The organism is Klebsiella sp. PK01, from assembly GCF_057624675.1.
In genome coordinates, this window is sequence record NZ_JBYEZM010000009.1 from 20,242 (window position 1) to 38,642 (window position 18,401).

The following is an 18,401-nucleotide window of genomic DNA, read 5'->3' on the forward strand; positions in this document are numbered from 1 at the left end:
ATACGTAGTCATGTGCGCCAGAGAGGAGCATAAAGAGAAAGCCCGGCTTGCTCGCCGGGCTTAAAGGTTAGTTCATAAAGGCGGGCTGTTGACGCTCGTAGGCAGAAATCGCTTCTTCATGCTGCAGCGTCAGGCCGATGCTATCCAGACCGTTGAGCATGCAGTGGCGGCGGAAGTCGTCGATTTTAAAGCTGTAGGTTTTATCCCCGGCTTTAACCACCTGCGCTTCAAGATCTACTTCAAAGCTAATGCCCGGGCTCGCCTGTACCAGCTTGAACAGCTCGTCCACCTGCTCATCGCTGAGCGTCACCGGCAGCAGTTGGTTATTAAAGCTGTTGCCGTAAAAGATATCGGCAAAGCTTGGCGCAATCACCACTTTGAAACCGTAATCGGTCAACGCCCACGGCGCGTGCTCGCGCGAGGAGCCGCAGCCGAAGTTTTCACGCGCCAGCAGGATAGACGCCCCTTTATATTGCGGGAAGTTCAGCACGAACTCCGGGTTCGGTTGCTGCCCCTGGTCGTCGAGGAAACGCCAGTCGTTAAACAGGTGCGCGCCAAAGCCGGTACGCGTCACTTTCTGCAGGAACTGCTTAGGAATGATCGCATCGGTATCGACGTTTGCGGCATCCAGCGGAACCACCAGGCCAGTATGTTGGGTAAATTTCTCTGCCATGATGGTCTCCTTATTTCAAGTTACGGATATCGGCGAAATGGCCGGTCACCGCTGCCGCCGCGGCCATCGCCGGGCTGACTAAATGGGTGCGTCCGCCGCGGCCTTGACGGCCTTCAAAGTTACGGTTGCTGGTAGAGGCGCAACGTTCGCCGGGATTCAGGCGGTCGTTGTTCATCGCCAGGCACATGGAGCAGCCCGGTAAGCGCCATTCAAAACCGGCGTCGATGAAAATCTTATCCAGACCTTCTGCTTCCGCCTGCGCTTTCACCGGGCCGGAACCGGGAACCACCAGCGCCTGTACGCCCGGCGCAACTTTACGCCCTTTGGCGATTTCCGCCGCCGCGCGTAAATCTTCGATTCGCGAGTTAGTGCAGGAACCGATAAAGACTTTATCGATCGCGACCTCGGTCAACGGCACGCCGGATTTCAGCCCCATATAGGCCAGCGCTTTCTCGGCGCTGGCGCGTTCGACCGGATCGCTGAACGATGCCGGATCCGGGATAATATCGGTGACCGAGATGACCTGGCCTGGATTGGTGCCCCAGGTAACCTGCGGCGCAATCTCTTCCGCCTGCAGCGTGACTACGGTATCGAAGGTGGCCTCATCGTCGGTTTTCAGCGTTTTCCAGTATTCCACCGCGTCGGCGAAATCCTGGCCCTTCGGCGCGTGCAGGCGGCCCTGCACATAATTGAAGGTCGTCTCGTCCGGCGCGACCAGACCCGCTTTGGCGCCCATTTCGATTGCCATATTGCACAGAGTCATACGGCCTTCCATGCTCAGGTCGCGAATGGCTTCGCCGCAGAATTCGACCACGTGACCGGTACCGCCGGCGCTACCGGTTTTGCCGATGATCGCCAGCACAATGTCTTTGGCGGTAATGCCCGGCGCTGCTTTGCCACGAACCTCGATTTTCATCGTCTTCGCGCGACCCTGTTTCAGGGTCTGGGTCGCCAATACGTGTTCCACTTCGGAGGTGCCGATACCGAACGCCAGCGCGCCGAATGCGCCGTGGGTCGCGGTATGGGAATCGCCGCACACGATGGTCATCCCCGGCAGGGTGACGCCCTGTTCCGGGCCCATGACGTGTACGATGCCCTGGAACGGGTGATTTAAGTCATACAGCTCAACTCCAAACTCTTTGCAGTTCTTAATCAGCTCCTGCATCTGAATACGGGCCATTTCGCCGGAGGCGTTGATATCTTTGGTCTGCGTTGAGACGTTGTGATCCATGGTGGCGAACGTTTTGCCCGGCTGGCGTACCGGACGACCGTGCGCGCGCAGGCCGTCAAACGCCTGCGGAGAGGTGACTTCGTGCACCAGATGGCGGTCAATATACAGCAACGGGGTTTCGTTCTGCGCTTCGTATACCACATGCGCATCAAACAATTTTTCGTATAACGTCTTCGCCATGATTACACCCCTTCCGCGACATAGCGGGCAATGATATCGCCCATTTCATCTGTACTGACCGCCGCCGTACCGCGCGCTAAGTCGCCGGTACGAATGCCTTCTTCTAACGCGCGGTTGATAGCGCGTTCAATGGCGCTCGCCGCGTCGCCGGCATCCAGGCTATAGCGCAGCAGCAGCGCCAGCGACAGGATTTGCGCAATCGGGTTGGCGATATTTTTGCCCGCGATGTCCGGCGCCGAGCCGCCCGCTGGTTCATACAGGCCAAAACCTTGCTCGTTGAGGCTGGCGGACGGCAACATGCCCATAGAGCCGGTGATCATCGCGCACTCGTCGGACAGGATGTCGCCAAACAGGTTCGAGCACAGCAGGACGTCGAACTGCGACGGATCTTTGATAAGCTGCATGGTGGCATTATCGATATACATATGCGCCAGCTCGACATCCGGATACTCTTTGCCAATCTCGTTGACGATTTCGCGCCACAAGATAGAAGACTGCAGGACGTTGGCTTTATCGATTGACGTCACTTTATGACGACGCTTGCGCGCTGATTCAAAGGCAATACGCGCGATACGCTCGATTTCAAAGCGGTGGTATACCTCAGTATCGAAAGCTTTTTCATGCTGGCCGCTGCCTTCGCGGCCCTTCGGCTGACCGAAGTAGATGCCGCCGGTCAGTTCGCGCACGCACAGAATGTCGAAGCCGTTGGCGGCGATATCGGCGCGCAGCGGGCAGAACGCTTCCAGCCCCTGATACAGTTTAGCCGGGCGCAGGTTGCTGAATAATTTGAAGTGCTTACGCAGCGGCAGCAGCGCGCCGCGTTCCGGCTGTTCGGCCGGCGGCAGATGTTCCCACTTCGGACCGCCGACGGAACCGAACAGAATCGCGTCTGCCTGCTCGCAGCCATCAACGGTGGCTTGCGGCAGCGGCATGCCCTGACGGTCGATGGCGATGCCGCCAACGTCGTACTGGCTGGTGGTGATACGCATTGAAAAACGGTTACGAACGGCTTCCAGTACTTTCATCGCCTGATTCATCACTTCCGGGCCAATTCCATCACCCGGCAAAACGGCAATATGATAATTCTTCGACATTACACGGTTTCCTTATTGTTCTCTTTATTCTGAGCTTGGCGTTGCAATTCTTTTTCGACTTCGGCGGCGCGCCAGATGTTGTTCAGCACGTGTACCATCGCTTTTGCTGACGATTCGACGATATCGGTCGCCAGGCCGACGCCGTGGAAGCGGCGACCGTTGTATTCCACGACGATATCAACCTGACCCAGCGCATCTTTGCCGTGACCTTTGGCGCTTAAGCCATACTTCACTAAGTCGATGTTGTAGTCCGTCACGCGGTTAATAGCCTGGTAGATAGCGTCAACCGGGCCGTTGCCGTTGGCGGCTTCGGTTTTGATGTCATCACCGCAGGCCAGCTTGATAGAGGCGGTAGCGATATCGCTCGAGCCAGACTGGACGCTGAAGTAGTCGAGACGGAAATGCTCTGGCTCTTCCTGCTGCTTATTGATGAACGCCAGCGCTTCCAGGTCGTAGTCGAAGACCTGGCCTTTTTTATCCGCCAGCTTCAGGAACGCGTCATACAGATGATCCAGGTTGTAGTCGCTCTCTTTATAGCCCATCTCTTCCATACGGTGTTTCACCGCCGCGCGACCGGAGCGTGAGGTCAGGTTCAGCTGTACCTGGTTCAGACCGATGGATTCCGGGGTCATGATTTCGTAGTTTTCGCGGTTCTTCAGCACGCCATCCTGATGAATACCGGAAGAGTGGGCGAAGGCGCCGGTGCCGACGATGGCTTTGTTAGCCGGGATAGGCATATTGCAGATTTGGCTGACGGTCTGGCTGGTACGCCAGATTTCGTGGTGATTGATGTTGGTGTGCACGTTCATAATGTCTTTGCGCACTTTGATCGCCATGATCACCTCTTCCAGCGCGCAGTTACCGGCGCGTTCGCCGATACCGTTCATCGCGCCTTCTACCTGACGCGCGCCAGCGTGGACGGCGGCGAGGGCGTTACCGACGGCGATGCCTAAATCATCATGGGTGTGGACTGAAATAATCGCTTTATCAATGTTTGGTACGCGTTCATACAGACCGCTGATGATGTTGGCGTATTCGAACGGCATGGTGTAGCCAACGGTATCCGGGATATTAATGGTCGTGGCGCCGGCGCGGATAGCCGCTTCGACGACGCGAGCCAGATCGTCGATCGGCGTACGACCTGCGTCTTCACAGGAAAATTCGACGTCATCGGTATAGTTACGTGCGCGTTTCACCATGTAAATAGCGCGCTCAATGACTTCATCCAGCGTACTGCGCAACTTGGTGGCGATATGCATCGGAGACGTTGCGATGAAGGTGTGGATGCGGAACGCTTCGGCCACTTTTAAGGATTCCGCCGCCACGTCGATATCTTTCTCAACGCAGCGAGCCAGCGCGCACACGCGGCTATTTTTGATGGTGCGAGCGATGGTCTGCACCGATTCAAAATCGCCTGGGGAAGAAACCGGGAAACCGACTTCCATCACATCGACGCCCATACGTTCGAGGGCCATGGCTATCTGCAGCTTCTCTTTCACGCTCAGGCTGGCCTGTAACGCTTGTTCCCCATCACGTAAGGTCGTATCGAAAATAATGACTTGCTGGCTCATGGTTTAGATCCTTAATCTGTTGCCTGGCGCCTTGCTTCGAGCATAAAAAAACCCGCGCAATGGCGCGGGTTTAGTGTCTTGCTGGAAGATGACTTAACGCTGAACGTCGCCCAACAGCCTACCGCGCACAATGGATGCGTTTAGTAGTAGTAGGCTGGTGAAACGAGTGGTGCGAATCATGCGTCATACTCCAGTTGAAATCGATATGCTTTTAGAGTTACTGGATAGCGGTTTTGATGTCAACCCCAGGCAAGATAAAAACTGTTTTTCACCAGCCTGGTGAATTAGCTAATTGTGCTGGATTATCCCTTGTTTTACCGACGATCCTATTTGAGACATTCATCTGCCCCTGGAAAAATAAAACAATTAGAAAAATTTTTTATCATAAAGGGGATGAAAAATATGAGAGAGGGTTCCATTGTTATCTTAATGAAAGATAAGAGATTAATGGCATTCTCATTGCTGATTTTGAGGGGGTTAGACAAAAGAAAGGATAACAAAGTGTTAATTAATCGCAGGGATAAACTAGATAGTTAATTAATACTTAAATTGCAATTAACTATTGGTGGTGTTGTTTATTCCTGTGATCTATGGGTACACTTTATATCATCAAGTAAATGATATGTTTTAGGCGGGTTCCGGTGATATCCAGTGAGGTTTTTCGTCGCTACTCATAACCTTGATATATTCCTAAAATTCCATTTTGCCCTTTTGCAGATTTAATATGCATGATAAATGATATTGTCTTAATTAATTACTGCACTTTGGTAAAAGGAATTTAGCGTGACGGTGGAGTTAGATATGTTAATTGAAAATACTGAATATAAATCAGCCCCGGGACAGGAAGTCGTCAAACCACAACTGCGGATGGTGGATCTCAACCTGCTGACCGTCTTTGATGCGGTGATGCAGGAACAAAATATTACCCGTGCGGCCCATACTCTCGGGATGTCCCAACCGGCGGTGAGTAACGCGGTCTCTCGCCTTAAGGTGATGTTTAATGATGAACTGTTTGTTCGCTATGGGCGCGGCATTCAGCCAACGGCGCGGGCCTATCAGCTGTTCGGCTCGGTACGCCAGGCATTGCAACTGGTGCAAAATGAGCTGCCGGGTTCCGGCTTTGAACCACTGAGCAGCGAGCGCGTATTTAACCTCTGCGTTTGTAGCCCATTGGATAATTACTTAACCTCGCTAATATTTAATAAAGTTGGTGAAATCGCGCCAAATATTCATCTGGTCTTTAAATCAGCGCTACATCAAAACACCGAACATCAGCTGCGTTATCAGGAAATTGAATTTGTTATCGGCTATGAAGAGTTCCGTCGTCCGGAATTCGCCTGCATACCTTTATTCAAAGATGAAATGGTTCTGGTTGCCAGCCGTAAACATCCGCGTATTTCCGGGCCGTTAACGGAAGCGGATATTTATCAGGAAGAGCACGCGGTCGTCGCATTGGATCGTTATGCTTCATTTAGCCAGCCGTGGTATGACTCCGTGGATAAACAATCCTGCATTGCCTATCAGGGTAATGCCATGGTTAGCGTATTAAACGTGGTTTCGCAAACCCACATGGTGGCGATAGCGCCACGCTGGTTAGCCAATGAATTCGCGGATAAATTAGACCTGCAGATATTACCGCTGCCGCTGAAGGTAAATAGCCGCACCTGCTTCCTTTCATGGCACGAAGCGGCCGGTCGTGATAAAGGCCATCAATGGATGGAAGAGTTACTGGCGAATATCTGCCAGCGCTAATTGTCCTCATCCACAAAGGGGAGCGGAAGTTCCAGCTTATCTGAGTAAACATTAAAAAAGCAGAATATTATTCTGTTTATCACCGCGGGTTCTCGCAACCCGACGGTGAAAAATGGATGATTTTCTGCCGTAAGCCATTTTCCCCGAGTATTGGCTGTCTCATTTTTCTATTCCTGAAGCAATCCTCCATATATTTCTCCATATGCTTTCTTTTCTGCTTTTGAGACCCGCTCCAGACGCCGCCAGGCGAATTGCCTGCCTGTTGGCGAGCAGTTATGGTAATGCACAGCAAGTTGTTCACTTCAATGCGCTGCCGATGGCGGCGCATCATACGACGCGCGCGGAAAATGACTTCCGCCGTCGTGAAAACAAAAAGCCTGGAGGCAAACCATGGAGATGTTGTCAGGAGCCGAGATGGTCGTCCAATCGCTTGTCGATCAGGGCGTCAAGCAAGTATTCGGCTATCCCGGAGGCGCGGTCCTCGATATCTACGATGCATTACATACCCTCGGTGGCATAGACCATGTGCTGGTGCGCCATGAGCAGGCGGCGGTGCATATGGCTGACGGGCTGGCGCGCGCGACCGGCGAAGTCGGGGTGGTGTTGGTGACCTCCGGCCCGGGAGCGACTAACGCTATTACCGGTATCGCAACGGCTTACATGGATTCTATTCCGCTGGTCATTCTTTCCGGGCAGGTCGCCACCTCGCTGATTGGCTACGATGCCTTCCAGGAGTGCGATATGGTCGGTATCTCGCGCCCGGTGGTCAAACACAGCTTCCTGGTGAAACAGACTGAAGATATTCCCGGCATTTTAAAGAAAGCGTTCTGGCTGGCGGCCAGCGGCCGGCCGGGGCCGGTGGTGGTCGATTTGCCGAAGGATATTCTCAATCCGGCGAAAAAGCTGCCTTACGTTTGGCCGGATGCGGTTAGCATGCGTTCTTATAACCCGACAACCAGCGGGCATAAAGGTCAGATCAAACGTGCGTTGCAAACGCTGGTGGCGGCGAAAAAACCGGTCGTATACGTCGGTGGCGGGGCGATCAATTCGCAGTGCGAAGCACAGCTGCGTACCTTGGTCGAAAAGCTGAAGTTACCGGTTGTCTCTTCATTAATGGGCTTAGGCGCTTTTCCGGCGACTCATCAGCAGGCGCTTGGCATGCTGGGGATGCACGGCACCTATGAAGCCAACATGACCATGCATCATTCCGACGTTATTTTTGCAGTCGGCGTACGCTTTGACGATCGCACCACCAACAATTTGGCTAAGTATTGCCCGAACGCCACGGTGCTGCATATTGATATCGATCCCACGTCGATCTCCAAGACCGTCCCTGCGGATGTGCCGATCGTTGGCGATGCGCGGCAGGTGCTCGACCAGATGTTTGATCTGCTTGAGCAGGAAGAGAGCCAGCAGCCGCTGGATGAGATCCGCGACTGGTGGCAGCAGATCGAACAGTGGCGTTCCCGTCATTGTCTGCAATACGACACGCAAAGCGGCAAGATTAAACCACAGGCGGTAATCGAGGCTATCTGGCGCCTGACCAACGGTGATGCTTACGTGACCTCCGACGTTGGCCAGCATCAAATGTTCGCCGCGCTCTATTATCCATTCGATAAACCAAGACGTTGGATTAATTCCGGCGGCCTCGGCACGATGGGCTTTGGCCTGCCTGCGGCGCTGGGCGTGAAGATGGCGCTACCGCAAGAAACCGTTATCTGCGTGACCGGCGATGGCAGCATCCAGATGAACATTCAGGAGCTTTCCACCGCCCTGCAGTATGAACTGCCGGTGCTGGTGCTGAACCTGAATAACCGCTACCTCGGAATGGTAAAGCAGTGGCAGGATATGCTCTATTCCGGCCGCCATTCGCAGTCCTACATGGAATCGCTGCCGGACTTCGTGCGCGTCGCCGAGGCGTATGGCCACGTCGGTATTCGCATCAGCGAGCCGCAAGAGCTGGAAGCTAAACTGGCGGAAGCGCTGGAGCAGGTACGTAATAACCGTCTGGTGTTCGTTGATGTTACGGTTGATGGTAGCGAGCATGTTTACCCCATGCAGATCCGCGGCGGCGGCATGGACGAAATGTGGTTGAGCAAAACGGAGAGAACCTGATTATGCGCCGGATATTATCTGTATTACTGGAGAACGAATCGGGGGCATTATCCCGGGTGATCGGCCTGTTTTCCCAACGCGGCTACAATATTGAAAGCCTGACGGTAGCGCCAACCGACGATCCGACGCTGTCCCGCATGACCATCCAGACGGTGGGCGACGAGAAAGCGATTGAGCAGATCGAAAAGCAGTTACATAAGCTGGTGGATGTGCTGCGGGTCAGCGAACTGGGCCAGGGATCCCACGTCGAGCGTGAAATCATGCTGGTGAAAGTGCAGGCCAGCGGTTATGGCCGTGAAGAGGTGAAACGCAACACCGAGATATTTCGCGGGCAGATTATTGATGTGACGCCTTCTATCTATACCGTGCAGCTGGCAGGAACCAGCGATAAGCTGGATGCCTTCCTGGCCTCCTTGCGCGACGTCGCGCGCATTGTTGAAGTGGCGCGCTCCGGTGTCGTCGGCCTGTCGCGTGGCGATAAAATTATGCGCTAAACGCTGAAAAAATGACGTAAAAATAGCCCGACACAAACTGTCGGGTTATTTTTTTGCGAATTCCGTAGGAACTGTGGACGAAAGCGGTTGCCGCGCTAACTATTCTGCGTTTAGATGTTATAAAAATGGATCTCTATACTCTAATGAGTATATCTATTTAATGGTTGTTTTTTGTACTTCTTACCCAAGGGGCAATTGTGAAACTGGATGAAATCGCCCGGCTGGCCGGTGTTTCAAGAACCACCGCGAGCTATGTGATTAATGGCAAAGCGAAGCAGTATCGCGTCAGCGATAAAACGGTCGAGAAGGTGATGGCGGTGGTGCGCGAGCACAACTACCACCCGAATGCGGTCGCTGCTGGCCTGCGCGCAGGACGCACGCGTTCAATCGGTCTGGTAATCCCGGATCTCGAAAATACCAGTTATACCCGTATTGCGAACTACCTGGAGCGTCAGGCGCGTCAGCGCGGCTACCAGTTGCTGATCGCCTGCTCGGAAGATCAGCCGGACAACGAAATGCGCTGCATTGAGCATCTGCTGCAGCGTCAGGTGGACGCGATTATTGTATCGACTTCGCTGCCGCCGGAGCACCCGTTTTATCAGCGCTGGGCGAACGATCCCTTCCCAATTGTCGCGCTTGACCGCGCGCTCGATCGTGAACACTTTACCAGCGTCGTCGGTGCGGACCAGGACGACGCCGAAATGCTTGCCGCCGAGCTGCGCAAATTCCCCGGTGACCGAGTGCTCTATCTGGGAGCGCTGCCGGAGCTGTCGGTGAGCTTCCTGCGCGAGCAGGGTTTCCGTTCAGCCTGGAAAGACGACCCGCGCGAGGTGAACTTCCTCTATGCCAACAGCTATGAACGCGAAGCCGCGGCCCAGCTGTTTGAAAAGTGGCTGGAAACGCATCCGATGCCGCAACTGCTGTTCACCACCTCTTTCCCGCTGCTGCAGGGGGTGATGGATGTCACGCTGCGCCGTGAGGGCAAACTGCCATCTGAGCTGGCCATCGCCACCTTCGGTGATAACGAACTGCTCGACTTCCTGCAGTGCCCGGTGCTGGCGGTCGCGCAGCGTCATCGCGACGTTGCCGAGCGCGTGTTAGAGATTGTACTGGCAAGCCTGGATGAACCACGTAAGCCGAAACCAGGCTTAAGTCGTATACGTCGTAACCTCTATCATCGCGGAAGTTTGAATCGTCGCTGATTCATTAGCGAAAAAAGGTTAAGATTCTTCGTAGGTTATTCGCCAGATGGATCAGCATCTGGCGATATTCCATACAATTTACGTAGAGATTCGTAAATCTATTCGCTTTCAGACAAATCCCTAAACTTCTTTACGCCTTATTTTGTTTTATTCCTGAGAAAGATTTTTTTGTATCCAAATGGTGCAAGAAAATGCGCAATACCCCTTGTTAGTATTATTTTGTTACATTCATCGGAATAATTGCTGAATTAACAATCGCTTTATCCTACCTTCATCGCATCTGAGAGCGTCAGGCCGCGGCACAAGTGCTTCTCCGTCCACAACAGGCACTGTTAACGGACATCAGAATGGCCTAAAATGCCGCTCGCGTCGCAAACTGACACTTTATATTTTCCCGCTGAAGATATTTTGTCGCTTTTAACTGTTACGAGTTTGTTGGTTATTTTCTTACACGTATTCATAACGTTAATTTGCCTCGTTTGTTGGTGATTTATTCATCAGGGCTAATATCGGCTGTAAATAATGGGTTTTTGCGCTCCGTTGGCATTAGTGCTGGCTTGACAAGCTTTTCCTCCGCTCCGTAAACTCCTTTAGGTGGGAATTTGTGGGGTAAAGTGGCGAAAAGGGGTGAGGCTGGCATGTTCCGTGGAGCAACGTTAGTCAATCTCGACAGTAAAGGCCGTTTGGCCGTACCGACGCGCTACCGCGACGGGCTGATCGAGGATGCTTCTGGTCAAATGGTGTGCACCATTGACATTCATCACCCGTGCCTGCTGCTTTATCCCTTGCCTGAATGGGAAATCATCGAGCAAAAATTGTCGCGTTTGTCGAGCATGAATCCCGTTGAGCGGCGCGTACAGCGCCTGCTTTTGGGGCATGCCAGCGAATGTCAGATGGATAGCGCCGGACGATTGCTAATCGCGCCGGTGCTGCGGCAACATGCCGGGCTGACAAAAGAAGTGATGCTGGTCGGACAGTTTAATAAATTTGAACTGTGGGATGAAACGACCTGGTATCAACGGGTCAAGGAAGATATCGACGCTGAGCAGTCCGCTACCGGTGAACTGTCGGAGCGCCTGCAGGATTTGTCTTTATAAAATGATGGAAAATTTTAAACACACTACGGTACTTCTGGATGAAGCCGTTAACGGCCTGAATATTCGTCCAAATGGTATCTACATTGATGGAACCTTTGGCCGCGGTGGTCACTCGCGTCTGATCCTCTCCCAACTGGGGGCGGAAGGGCGCCTGCTGGCAATCGATCGCGACCCGACGGCTATTGCCGTTGCGCAAACCATCGATGACCCACGCTTTTCCATCGTACATGGTCCTTTCTCGCAGCTGGCTGACTACGTCGCCGAGCGCAATCTTACCGGCAAGATCGACGGTATTCTTCTCGATCTTGGCGTTTCTTCACCGCAGCTGGACGACGCGGAACGCGGGTTCTCCTTTATGCGCGATGGTCCGCTGGACATGCGCATGGATCCGACTCGCGGTCAGTCCGCCGCCGAATGGTTACAGACTGCCGAAGAAGCCGATATCGCCTGGGTCATCAAAACCTTTGGCGAGGAGCGTTTCGGTAAACGTATCGCGCGCGCGATCGTTGAGCGTAACCGCATTGAGCCGATGACCCGTACCAAAGAGCTGGCGGAAGTTATCGCGGCGGCAACGCCGGTGAAAGATAAGCACAAACATCCCGCGACCCGTACCTTCCAGGCGGTGCGCATCTGGGTGAACAGTGAACTGGAGGAGATAGAGCAGGCGCTAAAAAGCTCGCTCGGCGTGCTGGCCCCCGGTGGTCGGCTGTCGATTATCAGTTTCCATTCGCTGGAAGACCGCATTGTGAAGCGCTTTATGCGTGAGCAAAGCCGCGGTCCGCAGGTTCCAGCAGGGATCCCGATGACTGAAGAGCAGCTCAGGAAACTGGGCGGCCGTCAGTTGCGAGCACTAGGCAAGTTGATGCCGGGCGAAGAAGAGGTGGCAGAGAATCCACGCGCCCGTAGTTCAGTGCTGCGTATCGCAGAGAGGACGAACGCATGATCGGCAGAGTGACAGTAGCCTTAAGCAAAGTTAAAGGATCGTTAGGAAGCAACGAGCGCCATGCCTTGCCTGGCGTCATCGGGGACGATCTTCTGCGGTTTGGGAAGCTGCCACTCTGCCTGTTCATTTGCATCATCATAACGGCAGTGACCGTGGTGACGACGGCGCACCATACCCGTCTGTTAACCGCGCAGCGTGAACAATTAGTTCTGGAGCGTGACGCTCTGGATATTGAATGGCGCAACCTGATCCTCGAAGAGAACGCCCTTGGCGATCACAGTCGGGTTGAACGGATCGCGACAGAGAAGTTGCAGATGCAACACGTTGATCCATCACAAGAAAATATAGTGGTACAGAAATAAGGATTATTGCGACGCATGAAAGCAGCGCCGAAAACGCCAAAAGCAAAACGTCAGGAAGAACAGGCCAACTTTATCAGTTGGCGTTTTGCGTTGCTGTGCGGATGTATTTTAATCGCTCTCGCCTTCCTGCTTGGCCGCGTCGCGTGGCTGCAGGTTGTCAGCCCGGACATGCTGGTGCGTCAGGGGGATATGCGTTCCCTGCGCGTACAGGAAGTCTCCACCGCGCGCGGCATGATTACCGACCGCTCCGGCCGCCCGCTGGCGGTCAGCGTTCCGGTAAAAGCGATTTGGGCCGACCCGAAAGAGCTGCATGATGCGGGCGGTGTGACGCTCGATAACCGCTGGAAAGCGCTAGCCGATGCGCTGAATATGCCGCTGGATCAGCTGGCATCGCGCATCAACAGCAACCCGCGGATGCGTTTTATCTATCTGGCGCGTCAGGTGAACCCTGACATGGCCGACTACATCAGAAAACTGAAGCTGCCGGGGATCCATCTGCGCGAGGAGTCTCGCCGTTATTATCCGTCAGGCGAAGTAACCGCTCACCTCATTGGCTTCACCAACGTCGATAGCCAGGGGATTGAAGGGGTTGAGAAAAGCTTTGATAAATGGCTGACCGGTCAGCCGGGCGAACGTATCGTGCGTAAAGACCGCTATGGCCGCGTGATTGAAGACATTTCTTCCACCGACAGCCAGGCGGCGCATAACCTCGCGTTGAGCATCGACGAGCGCCTGCAGGCGCTGGTATATCGCGAACTGAATAATGCGGTGGCGTTCAACAAAGCGGAATCAGGCACCGCCGTTTTGGTTGACGTCAACACCGGTGAAGTGCTGGCGATGGCGAATAGCCCGTCGTACAACCCAAATAATTTCGCGGGTACCTCCAAAGATACCATGCGTAACCGCGCCATCACCGACGTATTTGAACCGGGTTCAACGGTGAAGCCGATGGTGGTGATGACGGCGCTGCAGCGCGGCATCGTCAATGAAAATACCGTGCTGAATACCATTCCATATCGAATTAACGGCCACGAAATCAAAGACGTGGCGCGCTACAGCGAATTGACCCTGACCGGGGTGCTACAGAAGTCGAGTAACGTCGGCGTTTCTAAGCTGGCGTTAGCGATGCCGTCCTCAGCGTTAGTAGATACTTACTCACGTTTTGGGCTTGGAAAGGCGACCAATTTGGGGTTGGTCGGAGAACGCAGTGGCTTATATCCTCAAAAACAACGGTGGTCTGACATAGAGAGGGCCACCTTTTCTTTCGGCTACGGGCTAATGGTAACTCCGTTACAGTTAGCGCGAGTCTACGCAACGATTGGCAGCTATGGCATCTATCGCCCGCTGTCGATTACCAAAGTTGATCCACCGGTTCCGGGCGAGCGCGTGTTCCCGGACTCGCTCGTTCGTACCGTCGTTCACATGATGGAAAGCGTAGCGCTTCCCGGCGGCGGCGGCGTGAAAGCGGCGATTAAAGGCTATCGCATCGCCATTAAAACCGGTACGGCGAAAAAAGTGGGGCCGGATGGCCGCTACATCAACAAATATATTGCTTACACCGCAGGCGTTGCACCCGCCAGCCACCCGCGTTTCGCGCTGGTGGTGGTGATCAACGACCCGCAGGCAGGTAAATACTACGGTGGCGCCGTTTCCGCGCCGGTATTCGGTGCCATCATGGGCGGCGTACTGCGCACCATGAACATCGAACCGGATGCGCTGGCAACGGGCGAAAAAAGTGAATTTGTGATTAATCAAGGCGAGGGAACAGGTGGCAGATCGTAATTTGCGCGACCTTCTCGCTCCGTGGGTGCCAAATGCGCCGGAGCGAATTCTGCGAGAGATGACGCTGGACAGCCGCGTGGCGGCGTCCGGCGACCTCTTTGTCGCGGTACAGGGTCATCAGGCGGACGGGCGTCGTTATATCCCGCAGGCGATAGCGCAAGGTGTTGCTGCCATTATTGCTGAGGCGCAGGGCGAGGCCGCAGACGGCGAAGTTCGCGAGATGCACGGCGTGCCGGTCATCTACCTTAGCCAACTGAACGAGCGGTTATCCGCGCTGGCCGGGCGTTTTTATCATCAACCTTCGCAGCAGATGCGCCTGGTGGGCGTCACCGGTACTAACGGTAAAACCACCACGACTCAACTGCTTGCGCAGTGGGCGAAACTGCTCGGCGAAACCAGCGCGGTGATGGGTACCGTCGGTAACGGCCTGCTGGATAAAGTGGTGCCAACCGAAAACACCACCGGCTCTGCGGTTGATGTTCAGCACGTGCTTTCCGGTCTGGTAGGGCAGGGGGCGACTTTCGGCGCGATGGAAGTCTCTTCTCACGGGCTGGTTCAGCACCGCGTGGCGGCGCTGCAGTTTGCCGCCTCGGTGTTTACCAACCTGAGCCGTGACCACCTCGACTACCATGGCGACATGGAACATTACGAAGCGGCGAAATGGCTGCTCTATTCCACCCACCATTGCGGCCAGGCCATCGTCAACGCTGACGATGAAGTGGGGCGTCGCTGGCTGGCGAAACTGCCGGATGCGGTGGCGGTGTCGATGGAAGATCATATCAATCCGAACTGCCACGGCCGCTGGCTGAAGGCGACCGCGGTCAACTATCACGACAGCGGCGCGACCATTCAGTTTGACTCGAGCTGGGGCAAGGGCGAAATCGAAAGCCGCCTGATGGGCGCTTTTAACGTCAGCAACCTGCTGCTGGCGTTGGCGACGCTGCTGGCGCTGGGCTATCCGCTGGCGGACCTGTTGAAAACCTCTTCGCGTTTACAGCCGGTGTGCGGCCGCATGGAAGTGTTCAGCGCGCCGGGCAAACCGACCGTGGTGGTCGATTACGCCCATACGCCTGACGCGCTGGAAAAGGCGCTGCAGGCCGCGCGTCTGCACTGTAGCGGCAAGCTGTGGTGCGTCTTCGGCTGCGGCGGCGACCGCGACAAGGGCAAACGCCCGCTGATGGGCGCTATCGCGGAAGAGTTTGCCGATATCGTGGTCGTTACCGACGATAACCCGCGTACCGAAGAGCCGCGGGCGATTATTAACGACATTCTGGCCGGCATGCTTGATGCCGGGCAGGTGAAGGTGATGGAAGGCCGCGCGGAAGCGGTGACCAGCGCGGTGATGCAGGCGAAAGCGAACGACGTTGTGCTGGTCGCGGGCAAAGGCCACGAAGACTATCAGATAGTCGGCAACCGCCGTCTGGATTACTCCGACCGCGTTACCGTCGCGCGTCTGCTGGGAGCGGTAGCATGATTCGCTTTACATTAAGCCAGCTCGCCGATATCACCCGCGGCGAACTGCAGGGTAGCGATATCGCTATCGATGACGTGACGTCCGATACCCGCAAAGTCACGGCGGGTTGCCTGTTTGTGGCGCTGAAAGGCGAACGTTTCGACGCGCATGATTTTGCCGAACAAGCGAAAGCGGCGGGCGCTGGCGCGCTGCTGGTTAGCCGCCAACTGGCCTGCGATTTACCGCAGGTCGTAGTGAAAGATACCCGCCTGGCTTTTGGCGAGTTAGCGGCCTGGGTGCGTCAGCAGGTGCCGACCCGCGTGGTGGCGCTCACCGGTTCGTCCGGTAAGACCTCGGTCAAAGAGATGACCGCGGCGATCCTCAGCCAGTGCGGTAATACGCTGTATACCGCCGGTAACCTGAATAACGATATCGGGGTACCGATGACGCTGCTGCGTCTGAACAAAGATCACCAGTATGCGGTGATTGAACTTGGCGCCAACCACCAGGGCGAAATCGCCTGGACCGTCAGCCTGACGCGTCCGGAAGCGGCGCTGGTCAACAACCTCGCCGCCGCGCACCTCGAAGGCTTCGGCTCGCTGGCGGGCGTGGCAAAAGCCAAGGGCGAAATCTTCACCGGCCTGCCGCAAAACGGCATCGCGATTTTGAATGCCGACAATAACGACTGGCTGAACTGGCAGAGCGTGATTGGCGATCGCAAAGTGTGGCGCTTCTCGCCGAACGCGGCGAACAGCGACTTCACGGCGACCAATGTTCATATCACCAGTCATGGCACCGAATTTACGCTGCAGACCCCGTTCGGCAACGTCGACGTACTGCTGCCGCTGCCGGGGCGCCATAACATCGCTAACGCGCTGGCGGCAACTTCTCTGGCGATGGCGGTAGGCGCCGATCTGGCCGCGGTGAAAGCTGGGCTGGCGCAGCTGCAAGCGGTGCCGGGACGTCTGTTCCCGATCCAACTGGCGGAAAACCAGCTGCTGCTGGATGACTCCTACAACGCCAACGTCGGTTCGATGACCGCCGCGGTACAGGTGCTGGCGGAAATGCCGGGCTTCCGGGCGATGGTGGTCGGCGATATGGCTGAACTCGGCGCGGAAAGCGCGGCCTGTCATCGCGAAGTGGGCGAAGCGGCGAAAGCGGCGGGCCTGGATTGCGTGCTCAGCGTCGGTTCACTGAGCGCGGATATCAGCAGCGCCAGCGGCGTGGGCGAACATTTTAACGATAAAGCCGCCGTGGTAGCTCGCCTGCGCGAGCTGCTGGCAGAGCATAAAATCATGACCATTTTAGTGAAGGGTTCACGTAGTGCCGCTATGGAAGAGGTAGTACGCGCATTACAGGAGATTGCGACATGTTAGTATGGCTGGCCGAACATCTGGTCAAATATTATTCCGGCTTTAACGTCTTTTCCTATCTGACGTTTCGCGCCATCGTCAGCCTGCTGACCGCGCTGTTCATCTCGTTGTGGATGGGCCCGCGTATGATCGCCCGTCTGCAAAAACTGTCCTTCGGTCAGGTCGTTCGTAACGACGGCCCGGAGTCCCACTTCAGCAAACGCGGGACCCCGACCATGGGCGGGATTATGATCCTCACCGCGATTACCGTTTCCGTCCTGCTGTGGGCTTATCCGTCAAATCCATACGTCTGGTGCGTGCTGACGGTATTAATCGGCTACGGCATCATCGGGTTTGTCGATGATTACCGTAAAGTCGTGCGTAAAGACACCAAGGGCCTGATTGCCCGCTGGAAGTATTTCTGGATGTCGGTAATCGCGCTGGGCGTGGCGTTCGCGCTGTATCTGGCGGGGAAAGACACCCCGGCGACCGAGCTGGTAGTGCCGTTCTTTAAAGATGTGATGCCGCAGCTGGGACTGTTCTACATCCTGCTGGCTTACTTCGTTATCGTCGGTACCGGCAATGCGGTCAACCTCACCGACGGCCTCGACGGCCTGGCGATTATGCCTACCGTCTTCGTCGCCGCCGGCTTTGCGCTGGTAGCGTGGGCCACCGGTAACATGAACTTCGCCAACTACCTGCATATTCCTTATCTGCGTCACGCCGGCGAGCTGGTTATCGTCTGCACGGCGATTGTCGGCGCGGGCCTGGGCTTCTTGTGGTTCAACACCTACCCGGCGCAGGTCTTTATGGGCGACGTCGGTTCACTGGCGCTCGGCGGCGCGCTGGGCATTATCGCCGTACTGCTGCGTCAGGAGTTCCTGCTGGTGATTATGGGCGGCGTTTTCGTCGTGGAAACCTTGTCGGTGATCCTGCAGGTCGGCTCGTTCAAGCTGCGCGGCCAGCGCATCTTCCGTATGGCGCCGATTCACCACCACTATGAACTGAAAGGCTGGCCGGAACCACGCGTTATCGTGCGCTTCTGGATTATTTCGCTGATGCTGGTGCTGATTGGCCTGGCGACGCTGAAGGTACGTTAA

General features: G+C 55.4%; 16 protein-coding genes. 11 read left to right on the plus strand and 5 right to left on the minus strand.

What is annotated here, in order from left to right:
* Nucleotides 1–67: 67 nt before the first annotated feature.
* The 5 genes from leuD to leuL form a co-directional block, all read right to left on the minus strand.
* The gene (gene leuD / locus AC22LX_RS22100) at nucleotides 68–673 is read right to left on the minus strand and encodes a 3-isopropylmalate dehydratase small subunit (protein ID WP_045389996.1); all 606 of its coding nucleotides are present in this window, start codon (nucleotides 671–673) and stop codon (nucleotides 68–70) included.
* 10 nt (nucleotides 674–683) lie between these two features.
* On the minus strand, nucleotides 684–2,084 hold the full coding sequence (leuC, locus tag AC22LX_RS22105) for a 3-isopropylmalate dehydratase large subunit (RefSeq protein ID WP_045389997.1): 1,401 nt from the start codon (nucleotides 2,082–2,084) through the stop codon (nucleotides 684–686).
* A gap of 2 nt (nucleotides 2,085–2,086) precedes the next feature.
* Nucleotides 2,087–3,178: a 3-isopropylmalate dehydrogenase gene (gene leuB, locus AC22LX_RS22110; RefSeq protein WP_015368262.1), complete on the minus strand. Its 1,092-nt coding sequence runs from the start codon at nucleotides 3,176–3,178 to the stop codon at nucleotides 2,087–2,089.
* Nucleotides 3,178–4,749 (minus strand): 2-isopropylmalate synthase, encoded by a 1,572-nt coding sequence (leuA, locus tag AC22LX_RS22115; RefSeq protein WP_015368261.1) that lies wholly within the window; start codon nucleotides 4,747–4,749, stop codon nucleotides 3,178–3,180. The genes leuB and leuA overlap by 1 nt, the downstream gene beginning before the upstream one ends.
* Before the next feature lie 93 nt (nucleotides 4,750–4,842).
* On the minus strand, nucleotides 4,843–4,929 hold the full coding sequence (gene leuL / locus AC22LX_RS22120) for a leu operon leader peptide (RefSeq protein ID WP_020079614.1): 87 nt from the start codon (nucleotides 4,927–4,929) through the stop codon (nucleotides 4,843–4,845).
* Nucleotides 4,930–5,532: 603 nt separating this feature from the next.
* On the opposite strand from leuL, the gene leuO reads away from it, so the two are divergent.
* From leuO to mraY, 11 genes are all read left to right on the plus strand, one after another.
* On the plus strand, nucleotides 5,533–6,501 hold the full coding sequence (gene leuO / locus AC22LX_RS22125; protein ID WP_015368259.1) for a transcriptional regulator LeuO: 969 nt from the start codon (nucleotides 5,533–5,535) through the stop codon (nucleotides 6,499–6,501).
* Nucleotides 6,502–6,891: 390 nt separating this feature from the next.
* Nucleotides 6,892–8,616 carry an acetolactate synthase 3 large subunit gene (ilvI, locus tag AC22LX_RS22130; RefSeq protein WP_032706640.1) on the plus strand — a complete coding sequence of 575 codons (1,725 nt, stop codon included), beginning with the start codon at nucleotides 6,892–6,894 and terminating at the stop codon, nucleotides 8,614–8,616.
* A 2-nt stretch (nucleotides 8,617–8,618) separates the two neighbouring features.
* Nucleotides 8,619–9,110 carry an acetolactate synthase small subunit gene (gene ilvN / locus AC22LX_RS22135; RefSeq protein WP_015368257.1) on the plus strand — a complete coding sequence of 164 codons (492 nt, stop codon included), beginning with the start codon at nucleotides 8,619–8,621 and terminating at the stop codon, nucleotides 9,108–9,110.
* A 197-nt stretch (nucleotides 9,111–9,307) separates the two neighbouring features.
* Complete coding sequence (gene cra, locus AC22LX_RS22140; protein ID WP_015368256.1) at nucleotides 9,308–10,312, plus strand: catabolite repressor/activator; 1,005 nt, start codon at nucleotides 9,308–9,310, stop codon at nucleotides 10,310–10,312.
* A 638-nt stretch (nucleotides 10,313–10,950) separates the two neighbouring features.
* Nucleotides 10,951–11,409, plus strand: coding sequence for a division/cell wall cluster transcriptional repressor MraZ (mraZ, locus tag AC22LX_RS22145; protein ID WP_015368255.1), 459 nt, complete (start codon nucleotides 10,951–10,953; stop codon nucleotides 11,407–11,409).
* A 1-nt stretch (nucleotide 11,410) separates the two neighbouring features.
* Nucleotides 11,411–12,352, plus strand: coding sequence for a 16S rRNA (cytosine(1402)-N(4))-methyltransferase RsmH (rsmH, locus tag AC22LX_RS22150; RefSeq protein WP_015368254.1), 942 nt, complete (start codon nucleotides 11,411–11,413; stop codon nucleotides 12,350–12,352).
* Entirely contained in the window at nucleotides 12,349–12,714 is a 366-nt protein-coding gene (ftsL, locus tag AC22LX_RS22155) for a cell division protein FtsL (RefSeq protein WP_015704398.1), read from the plus strand. Before rsmH ends, ftsL begins: the two co-directional genes overlap by 4 nt.
* A 15-nt stretch (nucleotides 12,715–12,729) precedes the next feature.
* Complete coding sequence (locus AC22LX_RS22160; RefSeq protein WP_045390005.1) at nucleotides 12,730–14,496, plus strand: peptidoglycan glycosyltransferase FtsI; 1,767 nt, start codon at nucleotides 12,730–12,732, stop codon at nucleotides 14,494–14,496.
* Nucleotides 14,483–15,970 (plus strand): UDP-N-acetylmuramoyl-L-alanyl-D-glutamate--2,6-diaminopimelate ligase, encoded by a 1,488-nt coding sequence (murE, locus tag AC22LX_RS22165; protein ID WP_045376465.1) that lies wholly within the window; start codon nucleotides 14,483–14,485, stop codon nucleotides 15,968–15,970. The genes AC22LX_RS22160 and murE overlap by 14 nt, the downstream gene beginning before the upstream one ends.
* Complete coding sequence (gene murF / locus AC22LX_RS22170) at nucleotides 15,967–17,325, plus strand: UDP-N-acetylmuramoyl-tripeptide--D-alanyl-D-alanine ligase (protein WP_045390007.1); 1,359 nt, start codon at nucleotides 15,967–15,969, stop codon at nucleotides 17,323–17,325. The genes murE and murF overlap by 4 nt, the downstream gene beginning before the upstream one ends.
* Nucleotides 17,319–18,401 carry a phospho-N-acetylmuramoyl-pentapeptide-transferase gene (mraY, locus tag AC22LX_RS22175; RefSeq protein ID WP_004204335.1) on the plus strand — a complete coding sequence of 361 codons (1,083 nt, stop codon included), beginning with the start codon at nucleotides 17,319–17,321 and terminating at the stop codon, nucleotides 18,399–18,401. Before murF ends, mraY begins: the two co-directional genes overlap by 7 nt.